Here is a 12,468-nt window from a genome sequence, read left to right on the forward strand (position 1 = left end):
GACCGCGCCTACGTCCGCGACGAGGCTGGCCACCAGCGCTACACCACTCTATGGGGCACTACTGCGGGGAAGATCCCTCACCATAAAGAATGTCGAACTCCGCCTGCCGTTTCTCCCCACGTGTGCGGGGAAGATCTCTGCCCCGGTCGGCTGGTTGACAGCTCGGCTCGGCCCCGCCTCCCGACTCGGCGCTACCGAGCTCCCGATTCGCTCCCCGTCACCGCGCTAGCTTGCGAGCACGGCACATTTCTACTTGCACGAATACAGAGGTATTTCGCTCTAAGAAATATTGTGCGGATGAGTCACATTGCAGTCACAGCGGAGAAATGCACCCAAAAGTTGCCGAAGAAATTGATCACGGAGCTGCCAGGCAGGATACTGGCCTACACGTCGTTTGTCTCATTGAGTTGATGCTTCGTCTCGCCAGCCGGGAACCACAGGTGATAGGAGACCACGAAGCGTCAGATTCCAGTGGAATATGAGTTCCGCCTCTTGAGAATCCCCTTCCCATGGCTTACATATTTATTTAACGCAGGAACTTCCGAATCACAGGGTAGGAGGCCGGCGTGTTAGTCATCTGCTGCAACCAGTGCCAGGACCGGCTAATCGACGACGGCTTCAAGACCTACGTTGAGGCCGAATCCGCGCGACGAGTCCTCGGGTACGTCACGGGCCAACTCACGCCTCATGGCGAAGAGGAAGTACTGTGCACTCCGTGTTCCGGATTCGGCTCCGTCACCGTGCTACCGGTGTCCGCCCCGCTCGAAATGCTGCCCGAGGCCGCCTGAACACGCCTCTGAGTAGCGCTTCCGCCCCTTGCACCTGACCTGGATCTGACACCTCGACAAGACTGGTGCGCAGTCGACAGGTCGGGCGCCTCGCCGAGCCGCATGCTGCACGTCGACAGCCAGGTGAAATCCCACGCCAAGGCGCACTCAAGCCCATCAGGCCTTGCGCTTGAGTCTCTCTTGCGCCGGTGCGTCGCCAGCTCTCGCCACCAGCCCTCCTCGTGCCAACTCTCCAGCTCATGGGATGCATGGCGCCTTCCAGCCTGACCGGCCGCATAAATATGAGAAGACCACACCTGCACTCGCAACGATCTCGGATATCGACTAGCGAAATTCCGTCACCTGCGTGCCTCTCTGATTCGCGGCTAATACAAATGCAGCGCGACAGGATCAAATAACAATGTGCCGATATCCGCGCATCCTTTCATTCAACGGAATGTGCGAGAATTTCTGCACTACATAATGTGCATCAAAGACCGCATTCGACGCCCCATGTAATACATAAGAGATCTTCCGGGTCTTGACGTGTTACATGTGAAAGGTAGCGCAAAGACGGGTCAGCATCGCGTTCAACGGCACGCCACATGTCTCGAACAGTGGAACCGTGAGAGAAAGGCCCTCAAGAGGCGTCCGGAACCCCTCAAGAGTCGCCCGGAACGCCACATGAACTTACCTGTCGCCAGATGATCACTGCGGCGCTTGGACTCCCGTCTCACGAGACTCCACACCGTCTCGCATATTCCGCCCCACACATGATCAATCCCGTCCCACGCACGATCAGATCCCGGCCGCCCCAAAGACATCAACGGTCCGGCCTGCTTCGCACGTGATTGAGCCCTACCCTCGGGCGAGATCATCGCTCTCGCCCAAGTATCACCTACTTCTTGGCTCTGTGGAACGTCCAGAAGGGCTCCACGGGCTCTGGACGTTCCGCAGAGCCAAGAAGTCAGTTCCGGCAGCCGTGCCAGGAGTCATCGATCATCCCATAGAGCCATTTGCGCATCGTGCATCTCTGGGAGAGCGCAGGCACGACGCTCGTTGTTGGTGTTCGCAGACACCCCTCCGCGAGATCAGCCCACGTGGGAGCACTGTTGCCCTCGCGGACGCGGCGGTTCATGATCGAAGTGAAGCGGGTGTGCGGAATTCAAGTCGCTATAGCGGCCTATTCTCCGCACACGAAACGCCGAAACTCTACATCGATCATCGTTGAGGCGGACCAGCATCTACATGTCGACCGTAGACAGATCACCCCCGCGTGCGCGGGGAGCACGTCGCCGACGAGCTGAGAAAGCTCCTGGAGGAAGGATCATCCCCGCGTGCGCGGGGAGCACCACCGCAAAGTGGCCCGCCTCTCGGACGCCGCTGGATCATCCCCGCGTGCGCGGGGAGCACCTGTTACAGACTCTAAGCCAGTTTCCTGACCAAGGATCATCCCCGCGTGCGCGGGGAGCACGCCCGCCGAGACTTATCCGCAGGCTTGTGAGCCGGATCATCCCCGCGTGCGCGGGGAGCACTCTGCTGGTTTGGTGGTGCCGGCGCTCAAACGGGGATCATCCCCGCGTGCGCGGGGAGCACCCTCGGCTCCGGAGCGCGTGACCAGCCATTGAAGGATCATCCCCGCGTGCGCGGGGAGCACTGGGTGGCCCCGTCTCCGATATCAATGTCGAAGGGATCATCCCCGCGTGCGCGGGGAGCACTCCGGATTCCAGTGACCTGACCGGACGAGCCGGGGATCATCCCCGCGTGCGCGGGGAGCACGCAGAGAGTAACCCGTGGCGATTGCGGATCGTCGGATCATCCCCGCGTGCGCGGGGAGCACCCTTTTTGACCAGGGTCGTTGTGCGCGGGCTACCCGATTTTGAGTCACTCTTGTCAAGATCCCAGACGGCGATCTCCGGCTTCTCGAAGATCAACTATAACGGTAGCGGGCATTCGGAAGTGGCGACACTACTTCTTGCGGAACTTCTTGCGTGCGTCGCGTCGCTTCCACACCGTCTCATCGGACGCTGTCGATCCGGCCCGCTGCTGGCGCATCGGCGCTGATGGAGCGGGAACGTAGTCCGGCGCGGTCTGGCGTCGCATAAGCATGACGCCGTCATAGTCAACGGGGGTCCAGTCGTGTCCGTGTACCTCGAAGGCCAGCCGCTGTTCACCGCTCACGGCATAGACCAGCAGTGCACGGCCGTCTTCAACGAACTCGACCACTCGTTCCCACATGTGCTGCCGTACCCGTGCAGAGACGTATCCGACGAAGACGCCTGGGCTGATCTCCAGCAGCCATCGGGTCAGGTGTCCCCGTAAACCTGGCGGTACGGCCGTCAGAACCACGATGGTCATGACGCATCTCCATAGGAGACGCCGCCACGCACGGACAGCACGTATTCGTCCCAGAGCGACACGTCGTCGAAGTCGACGTCACCGCCGTCGTCTGCCACATCGTCCGGCTCGTCAGGTAACAGCAGGCGGCGGATGTCACGCGCGCACCTGTCGAGCAGCTTGCCGTCATGCAGCGCATCCCGGACCAGTCGCCGGGTCACACCGCCGATCTCGCCTTCTTCTTCGGCCGCGACGTCGAATGCGATGGGAATGGTGAGCTCGGCCTTGTACAGGTCGGCAATGTCGTAGACGAATGATCGGTGATGCCCGGTATGGATGAACCCCAGCCCAGGTGAACATGCCAACGCGACGATGACGGCATGCACCACTCCATACAGTGCCGAGTTGGCCGCCGAGAGTGCCTGATTCACCGGGTCGCCGGCTTCCCAGTCCTCCGGGTCGTAGTGACGCCGTGACCACTCCACGCCGGTACGCTCGGCATGCTCGCGGTAGACCCGGCGCACGCGCGCGCCTTCGCGTCCCCGCAGCTTCTGCATGGTCAGCGACGAGACGTCCTCGTCGGGAAAGCGCATCGCGTACATGTCGCGCGCGACGCGTAGCCGTGATTTGGGGTTACTCACTGCTGCCGCCTGCGCCTCCAGCAGCCGGGATGTCCGGGCGAGGGATGTGCCGTGCGCGTAGTAACGCACGCCCCTCTCCCCGACCCAGACGACGGTAGATCCGCTGTCCGACATCAGCGTGATGGCCTGATGAGTGATCGTCGTGCCGGGGCCGAGCAGCAACGCTCCGACCGACGCGCCCGGAATGTGGACCGTTCCTCGCTCATCCGTCGCCGTGATCGCGTTGCTGTCCCGGTTGACGACACACCGCTCCAAGTAGAGAAACGAGATGCGGTCGACGGCCCGGGTGAGTTCTCGTGGCTCGGTCGGGCGGAAGCCGATCGTGTTCATGCCGAGCTCACCGCAACGTCGCTCTCCTCGGCTGCGTTGACAGTTAGACGTGCCAGTGTGAGCAGGCCGCACCCGTATGCCTTGGCTCGGCCAACACCGTGAGTGAGCGTGTGCCGCATCGCGTCGACGTCGGTGATCTCGAGCTTGCCTTGAAACGTCGCCATCGCCACGGTGACTTGGGTGCCCCGGCGCTTGAACCGCCGGATGGAACGATCGACGACGGCGACGTCCGGCTCCGCTTCAGCGACGTCGGGCTCCGCCCCTGCGGCGCCGTCGGCCGGGCCAAATCGCGTCGGCAACACCCGAAATCCCAGCCGCGACGCCCGATCCAGCAGCCACTTCTCCTGTTGTTTGACGGTGACGTGCGGCAGCGGTTTCGTGTCGGTCCAGTCCTCCCGGCGCCCGGAGTGCACCGGGTTCGCCGTGAGGCGAAAGTGCCACTGCTTCCCTACCTGCAGCGAATCGAGCAGATCATCGTATGGCCGGGTCTCCCATGCTTGCGTGGTCGGCCAGCCGGCCTGCTCGACGATGTGCGTGAAGTCCGGTTTATTCGGGCTCGCGACATACAGCAGCACGCGGTGCTTTCCGTACGAGTCCAGCCGCCACAGCACTCGCCCGTCTTCGGCGGCGGGTGGTTCGGCGAATCCCGCGAGCACGGCCGCATGCAATGCCTGCGGTGAGGCCATGAGTCGCCGCGCTCCGCGACGCGCCGGATTGATCGGCATCCTGGTCAAGAACACGTCAGCCTCCTCCCAGCACAGGCATGGGGTCATGCTCGGGCGTCACGTCACCCACGCCCCGGGGGTTGTCGACGACGACGCTGTCCCGCAGCACCGAGCGCCACGCATACATTCGACGGTTCGGATCGAAGCTCACTGGATCGTCGTGGATACGCTCCGCGCCCGGTTCGTCCGGACGGGCGTCACGGATGGTCTCCAGCTGCACCCGGCCGGCGCGATGCCGGGCCTGATGGTGCCTGCTCGCCAGCCACGGCACCGTCTCCAGCGCCGTGGCCAGGTCAGTGTCGTAGATACCGAGTGCGACGGGGCCAGCCGGTGGGCAGGATCGCCGGCCCAGGTAGAGCGGGAACGCCGGGCTGCGCACGGCGGCATCGATCTGCTCCACCAGGGCCTGGTCGCCTTCGAGGACGGCCAGGTATGCGGCGTCGCCGAGGTAGTAGCGCTCGGACAACGGCAACGATTTCCAGGTCACCGAGCCGTCCCGTTCCTTGCGGGGCTGTTGCGCGGTCTGGAAGTCACGTAGCAACCGGCCAGGCTGATCGATACGGACCGCCAGCCGCAGGCCCGGCAGTTCTCCGAGTGGATCAGTGCGGCGCAGACCTTTCGCCGCCGCGACCAGGCCGACGACGCCACTCTTCGTCGGCGCCAGCTCGGTCGTGCGGCGCACGAACTTGCTCCCGGATCCCCACGCCTGCAGCGGGCCGCATAGTCGTAGCGCGACGACACTCATTCTCCGGATCCCAGGCGCGACTCGACGACGGTGCCCAGGCTGGAAACGAGATCGCCCAACGGCACGCTGCCACCGAGGTCGTCCAGGCTCGACGTGTCGTCGCCGACCCGGGTGACCCAGCTCGCCACCGGCGACTCCGCGTACGCTCGCTCGATCTCGCTCGCCTCGTCGCGCAAGGCCTGCGACGCCCGCTTGATCCGGCCTTCAACTTCGGATTCACGCACCGGATTCTCGAAGGCGCCGACCAGGTTGACCGGCTGGCTGTCACGCACCATCACGACGACGGCTTCCGGCAGCGTGCGATTGGCGAACGTGTTCTGTTTGCCCGTTGGCATGGAGCGCACGAACGACTCGACGAATGTTTCCACTGCCCGGCGGGTGGCCGATACGTCGCCGAGGTTCTCCGCCAGCCGGTTCACGTCGACGGTCGCGTACCGGTACAGCGTGGACGAGTTGAACTCGACCGTGCCGATCATTCCGGCACCGGTCTCTTCCTCGGGGTTCGTGTCGTCGACCGCGGTGAAGTAGTCGAACTCGGTTTCTACCGGGTGCACGCTGATCGCGTGCGCGACCTGTGCCGATGCGTCGACGTTCAGGTCGGCCTGATCAGCGACCATCCGGCCGAACAGCGAGATCGCGATCGAATGGTCGCGGTCGGCCAGATCCTTGACCTTTGCCTCCTTCAGAGCTTTGCCGACGTCGTCGGTGTCCGACGCCTCGACTGCCGCGCGCGCCAGGCTCTCGATCTGGCGGCGGCTGAGAAAGACCAGGTAGCCGGATTCCTCGGTGGCGTCCTTTTTCGGTGCCTTCACCTCGATACCGACCGCTTTGAACGTGGCGACGGCCAGCTCGTGCGCGCGCTCTTCCAGCGCCGGTTCCTGCCTGCGGATTTCTTCCGCCAGCAGTTCGACGACGCGGCGTGTGCGCACTCCCAGCTCGGATGGGTCGATCTTGTCCTGGAAATCCACCCGGGTGGCACGTTTCCAGGCCTGGCTCGATACCCGGGCGCGGCGTACGCCGCCGTACACGGCGGTCTTCGGGCTGCCGGTGTCGTCACGGTTGAGGTTGCTCGGCGGGACGGTCTGCAAGATGTGAACGTCGATGATCGTGCGGCTCATGGCTGGTGCTCCCCTACTCGTCGTCGCTGTCTGTGCTGGTGGAGGGCGCGTCGTCGGCCGTCTCGCTGCTCGACGGCACGTGCACCCGGTGGAAGTCGCGACCCCAGGTCAGCCGTACGCCCGTTGCCCAGCCGGGAGTCAGCAGGCCGTGGATGTCGTCGGCGAAGGCGGCATAGTCCAGGCCGATGCTGCATGCCTTGAGCTGGGTGACGAGGCCGCGAACGTGGACGAGGATCTCGTCGATCGTCTCTGCCGTGGCGACCGCCATGAACCGCCGTTCGACGGCGTCCTCGCTCACCTCGGGACGGCTGGCCAGATATCGAACGGCGCGGCCGAAGGAGGTACCGGGTACGTGCATGGCATCCTGCCTCGACTGCTGGTGCACCGCGTAGAGGGTGAGGGCCGCGTGGGCTGCCTGCTCGGCCCGGCTGGCGTGCTCGTCAGTCCCGGCGAGCTGCTCGGGTACCGCACCGATGGTCGTCTCCCAGATCTCCGGGACGCTTCCGGCTGGCTTGCCCAGGCCACGGCGCAGGCGCGCCAGCTCGGCGCGCGCCGCGGGCCGGCCCTCGAGATACTCGCGTTGCAGCTTGCTGATCGTCCACTGCAGCGCCGATCCCAAAGCCCTCATGCGGCGGTGTCGCTGCTGCGGTGCCACCGCCGTCTTCGTAGCCGTCTCCGCCGCCGTATCGGTCGTCATCTCCGCCGCCGTGTCGGTCGTCGTCATTGCGTCTCCTCGTCTGTTGCAAAGGCCAGCGCCAGGTGCTTGCGCAGCGAAGCGCGGAACCAGGCTTCGGCGACGGAAACGTTCACCAGCCGACTGTTGATCGTCCGTCCCCTCCAGGCGGCCGGACCGGCCGACTCCAGCACCTCATTCACGATCGGCCAGCACGCATCACGCACTGTCAACTGCCACGACGTCCGCGCCTGCTGGGCATCGGTGCCGGAGCGCAGCTCGCCAAGCCACCTGCGATACGGCGTTTCCAGCGCGGCATACAGGGCCTCGCGGGGCCGATCACCCGCGCCTGAACCCCGCTCGGCACCGGCTGCCTGCGCGATGTTGTCGGCCAGGGTCCACACCGCGTACGCCACGTTCTCGGCGTCCTGCACTGCTCCCTCGGCCGTCCGGCCGAGTTCGACGCTCTCCTCGTTGATCAGGGCAGCCGTCATGGCCAGCACGTCGTCGACGATCTCGGCGAACGTCGCGCTCTGCGGGCCGTACTCCACGCCGACGATCCGGTTGCGCACCGGGTAGTCCTCCGGCAGGGAATCGCGACGGACGAGATCGCTGATCCACTGCAGGACACCCGGCGCGAGCGACGGCCGGGGTTCCTGCCCGCTCGTTCGCCGTCCCGACAGCGAGGGCAGCATCGCGCCCAGACCTCGCCAGACCGAGCGGCTCGGATCGTGCACCCGTGGCATGTAGACGACCTGCTTGAATTTCTTGCTCTGCGGCTCGCTGTGCCGCCAGGTGGTGTGCGGCTCCACCGGGTTCCGGTTGTGTGGCTGGATCTTGTCGCCGTTCGCCAGTACGACACCGGTGACGCCCCGCCGATCGCCCACCAGCCGGATCCGGCGGGTTTGCCACGTGTAAAGGTCGATCGCACCCGCCGGCGGGCGATCTTCGTCCCATGTCGGGCCGTCGACGTCGCGTTCCCACGGCGGCACGTCGTCCCGGCCACCGATCCGGACGTAATCCGATGCCTCGCGGCCGATGAGGTTGAGCAGCAACGTCTCACGCAAGTTCCGCCCCTCGGGGAGGACGCCTCCGATCTGCCCGCTCCATCCCGGGCCAATCGGGTAGCCCTTGCCGCCCTTGGCTTTCGGATCGTCGACCGCGCCGGTCTTGATCCCAGAGGGATCGAACGCCTGCGTATTCACTAGCCAGCGCGCAGCCTCGGCAGCCTCGATGCGTTCCAAGCTGGCAGCTGAGCGCGTCGTGAAGTACGGCGCGCCGTTCGGCACGTCGGCGACAATCTTCTCCAGCCCGCTGACCTCATCCTTGGCGCTACGAAGGCCGGGCACCTGGAAAAACGGCTGCGTCGCGTCGAACAGATCGAACCGGTGCCGGACGCGGCCGGCGTATGTGGTTATCTCCTCCATCGGCAGCGAGCCGGCTCGCCACAGCTCCTCCCAGTCGTCGCCGTCTTCGGGCCCGTCGATCGCACGGTGCAGGAACGCCAGCAACAGCCGGGTGATAGCGAACCCCTGCGTGGGCACCTCGCCACCGATCGTGACCAGATCCGGCGCCTTCTCGAACACCTCGAGGACCGACACCTGCTTCTCGTCGCCATGGGGTGTGAGCACCACGATCCACGGTTCGTCGAGCAGGTTGAAGCCGCCGTCATCCGCCGTCATCCGCAAACACCTCCAGTCCCCTCGCTGCCGTGTAGCGGACACGACGGCCGTTGATCTCTGCCCACCCGTGCTCGTCGACAACGAGTGCCGGCAAGCGGAAGATCAAGTGCGAGTGTTCCCACGACGGCGGGGTCGCGCTCCACAGCTCTTCCTCGGCGTCGGCGTTGCTGAACGTCAGCGGCAGCCGGATGGCACAGGCCGCCATGACCTCGGCGAGGTCGTCCGGCGGCACGTCGTCTGCCGGGATCTCGCGCCCGCCCTCCTCGGCCAGCCACGATGGTGTGTGCAGCACGCCCGCGGCGCTACGCTGCACCAGCATCGCTTCCAGGCTCGGCGCACCGTCACGGACCTGGCCCTGGCCTTGCGCCTCCTCGTCGGCTTCGCCGGCCGACGCCGTTATCCAGCCGACGATCGCCTTGCCGGGCTTCGCCGGATCGTTGATCTGGAAATGCCCTGCCTTGTCCTCGCGCCGCCTGCTGGACTCTCGTGACGTCTGCTCGGCCCCGGCCATGGCCTCCTGCCAGCTGTCCGGGCCGACGGGCTCGCCGCCATAGGCCCGCTGGACCAGCGGCGCGATGTCAGCCGGGAGCTCGACAACACCACCCAGCCGCGGCGTCAGGACGGCGGCAGCGCGATAGAGCACGTGGGCGTCGTAGACGTACCGCGCGGCGACCGGCTCCAACGCCGGTGGATCTCGTGACATGTCGGTGCCGCCGATATATGTGCGTGCCGTGCGAAGCTTGGCCGGCCGGTCGGTCTGATCCACACCCCGCTGGTGCCGGTGCAGCCGTCCCATCCGCTGCAACACCAGATCAATCGGCGCGAGATCGGTAACCAGCAGATCGAAGTCGACGTCGAGCGATTGCTCGACCACCTGCGAGGAGACGACGATGTGGCGTGTTGGCCTGTGCACGGCACGCGACGGCGAGCCGAACAGGTCGAGCAGCCGTTCGTCGTTGCGCACCCGGTCCGCCGTGATGAAACGCGCATGCGTCACCGTGATCTCGCCGGGGAACTCATCCTCCAGCCACTCGGCGGTCGCCAGAACCCTGTTCACGGTGTTGCGTACCACGAGCGCGGTTCCGCCACCGGAAAGCTTGTCACGCAGAATCGCGATGAGTGACGCTGAGTCGTCGCCGTGTTCGTCGCACTCCAGGGCGTCCACATGGACCGACGTGCCACGTCCCGACGGTTCAGCTACCCGCGTGTGGACGTCGTTGCCGTCCGTCCAGGTCAACACCGGGTAGCCGATGTCACCATCGATCTCGCCGGTTGCGCCAGTGGTCTCGGCGTTCGAGCCAGTGGCCTCGGCGTCGCTCGCGCCTACATCGTCAGCGGTGCCACTTACTGCTCGCGCCCGGCCTCGCCGATACGCCTCCACCAGCTCCCGGCGCCGGTACCCGGGCAACGTTGCCGACAGCGCTACGACGGGAACGCGATAGGCACCGAGCCACGTGAGCACCCGCAGCAGGTACGAGTTCATGTACGCGTCGTAGGCATGGATCTCATCGATCACGACGACCTTGCCGGCCAGCGCCAGATGCCGCAGCATCAGATGCCGCGCCTTCAGGCCGGCGAACAGCAGCTGATCGATCGTGCCGATAGTGAAGTTGGCCAGCTGCGCCTTCTTCCGGCCGGTCAACCACGAATGCGCGACGACGCGGTGCGCCGGCTCCTTGCGCCGCCGGTTGCCGCCGACCTGCTGGTCACGATCGATCTCACGCGTCCGACCGGCCGAGACGAAACCCCGGAAGAGACGATTGAACTGCTTCTTCCCGTGAGCCAGCATGATCGATCCGCCGATCTGCTGGTGATCGGCACCGATTGCGTCGAGCCAGTCGACTACTCGCGCGAACATGGCGTCGCTGGTGGCCTGGGTCGGTAGCGCGACGAACAGGCCGCCGGCGCCCCAGCGGCTCGCCAGGATCTCGGCCGCTGCCAGCGCCGCCTCGGTCTTGCCCTCCCCCATGGGTGCCTCGACGACGAGCAGACCCGGCTCTGACATCTCCCCGGCGACGTCGACGGTGCTCGCCTGAACCGGGCGCGGTGTCGCGCCGTCAGGAAATGCGAATCTCCTGGTGAACAACTCCTCGGTCGTGGTGTGCGGCAGCGCTGCACGCCACGGCACCGGCAGGCGCAAAGATCGAAGGGCGCGACGCGCCCGGTCGGTGCGGTCGGTGACGTGAGGCAGGTCGTCGGCGTGAAACGGAAAGAGTTCCTCGTTACTGGCAATCCAGTCGGCCAGAATCACCAGCCCGGTCTGCAGTACCTGGGCCTGCTGGGAGAATTTGACATCTGCCCACTTCTCCAGATGCTCCACGGCTCCGGTCCGGCCTGCCTGACGTTCCAGCAGCTCGTCCCAGACGTCGCACCAGAGCCCTTCGCCATACAGCTTCGGGTAGGCCCGGGGCGTGCAATCCAGGTCGACCGGCTCGGGCGGAGTCCCGTGATGACCCCCGAGCACGACGGCCCACGCCTCGGCCGCGCGTCCCGGCCATCCACGGTCACGAAGCCAGCGCTTGAAGATGTGGTGTCCCGTCACCGTGTGATGAGCGCGCTCGCGCTCCATCAGCTCGTTCTTGTGTGCCGGAGTGAACAGCCCCAACCCGCTCATCTGCTGCCCCAGCAGGGTGTGCTGCACCGCAAACGCGGGCGTTGCCTTGCCGATGTCGTGCACGCCAGCAAGAAAACGGCACGCCGTACGGGCCATGACGACATCGCCCGCGAACTCGGCAGCGATGAGATCGACGACGTTGCGCGAAAGCCACTCGTCGAAGAGCTGGCCGGCGACGTCGGCCGAGTCGTCCATGTGCTGCCACAGCGGCAGCCACTCCCCCCGCTCATTCGGGGACTTCGCCCACACCGACCGAGCGGCACTGCTCAAAGATCGATCCCCCACCGAACCCCCTCGGCGCGTTGCTGTGTCATCTGTCGTTCGGCGACCACAGAACCTTCCCCTCTTGCGGCCCTGCAGACGCCTCGACGTTATGCCCCACCCCGGACACAACTCGCTCATCGCACGGATACGACGACCGCGATCTCCGTAGATTGGTAGATGAGCTACACGAAAACAAGCCCTTCAGTCTCTTGTATTTTCGTGCCGATCATCGTATTTGAACGCTTGGATCCGGCGGGACAGTGCGATGTGTGTTGCTGGTCCGACAGAACCATCCCCTTACGCGGGAGCATGGGCCGACCGGGTCATCTGGCCGAGTGCGGTGAGGGATCATCCCCACCGAAGGGAGCACGTACCCCGCGATGACGAGTGCTACTTCTGCGACGGATAATCCCCGCGCACGCGGGGAGCACAGGAGGGATCGATCCATGAGCACGTTCGCCGGAAGATCACCCCCGCGTGCACGGGGAGCACGACAAAGCATCAAGCATCGAATCACGTGTTTGTGGATCATCCCCGCGTGCGCGGGAAGCACCACAACTTCCGCGCTGTCA

Annotated in this window: 8 protein-coding genes and 2 CRISPR repeat arrays (1 of these 10 only partly in view); all 8 genes read right to left on the minus strand. The window is 65.3% G+C overall.

Annotated elements, in window-relative coordinates:
- The first annotated feature begins 2,030 nt into the window (after nucleotides 1–2,030).
- Nucleotides 2,031–2,607: direct repeats of the CRISPR family, unit length 28 nt; unit sequence GGATCATCCCCGCGTGCGCGGGGAGCAC.
- Nucleotides 2,608–2,735: 128 nt separating this feature from the next.
- The 8 genes from cas2e to cas3 are packed head-to-tail and all read right to left on the minus strand — an operon-like array spanning nucleotide 2,736 to nucleotide 11,902.
- Entirely contained in the window at nucleotides 2,736–3,125 is a 390-nt protein-coding gene (cas2e, locus tag DPM12_RS15015) for a type I-E CRISPR-associated endoribonuclease Cas2e (protein ID WP_112259158.1), read from the minus strand.
- On the minus strand, nucleotides 3,122–4,075 hold the full coding sequence (cas1e, locus tag DPM12_RS15020; RefSeq protein WP_112259159.1) for a type I-E CRISPR-associated endonuclease Cas1e: 954 nt from the start codon (nucleotides 4,073–4,075) through the stop codon (nucleotides 3,122–3,124). Before cas1e ends, cas2e begins: the two co-directional genes overlap by 4 nt.
- Complete coding sequence (gene cas6e / locus DPM12_RS15025; RefSeq protein ID WP_112259160.1) at nucleotides 4,072–4,815, minus strand: type I-E CRISPR-associated protein Cas6/Cse3/CasE; 744 nt, start codon at nucleotides 4,813–4,815, stop codon at nucleotides 4,072–4,074. Before cas6e ends, cas1e begins: the two co-directional genes overlap by 4 nt.
- A gap of 1 nt (nucleotide 4,816) precedes the next feature.
- Entirely contained in the window at nucleotides 4,817–5,545 is a 729-nt protein-coding gene (cas5e, locus tag DPM12_RS15030; protein WP_112259161.1) for a type I-E CRISPR-associated protein Cas5/CasD, read from the minus strand.
- Entirely contained in the window at nucleotides 5,542–6,663 is a 1,122-nt protein-coding gene (gene cas7e, locus DPM12_RS15035) for a type I-E CRISPR-associated protein Cas7/Cse4/CasC (protein ID WP_112259162.1), read from the minus strand. The genes cas5e and cas7e overlap by 4 nt, the downstream gene beginning before the upstream one ends.
- A gap of 13 nt (nucleotides 6,664–6,676) precedes the next feature.
- Nucleotides 6,677–7,387, minus strand: coding sequence for a type I-E CRISPR-associated protein Cse2/CasB (casB, locus tag DPM12_RS15040; RefSeq protein WP_211659010.1), 711 nt, complete (start codon nucleotides 7,385–7,387; stop codon nucleotides 6,677–6,679).
- The gene (gene casA / locus DPM12_RS15045) at nucleotides 7,384–9,018 is read right to left on the minus strand and encodes a type I-E CRISPR-associated protein Cse1/CasA (RefSeq protein ID WP_112259163.1); all 1,635 of its coding nucleotides are present in this window, start codon (nucleotides 9,016–9,018) and stop codon (nucleotides 7,384–7,386) included. Before casA ends, casB begins: the two co-directional genes overlap by 4 nt.
- Nucleotides 9,005–11,902 carry a CRISPR-associated helicase Cas3' gene (cas3, locus tag DPM12_RS15050; protein ID WP_211659011.1) on the minus strand — a complete coding sequence of 966 codons (2,898 nt, stop codon included), beginning with the start codon at nucleotides 11,900–11,902 and terminating at the stop codon, nucleotides 9,005–9,007. Before cas3 ends, casA begins: the two co-directional genes overlap by 14 nt.
- Before the next feature lie 397 nt (nucleotides 11,903–12,299).
- Nucleotides 12,300–12,468: direct repeats of the CRISPR family, unit length 28 nt; it runs 2,361 nt beyond the window's last position.

The organism is Phytoactinopolyspora halophila (genome assembly GCF_003287285.1).
Lineage (GTDB): Bacteria > Actinomycetota > Actinomycetes > Jiangellales > Jiangellaceae > Phytoactinopolyspora_A > Phytoactinopolyspora_A halophila.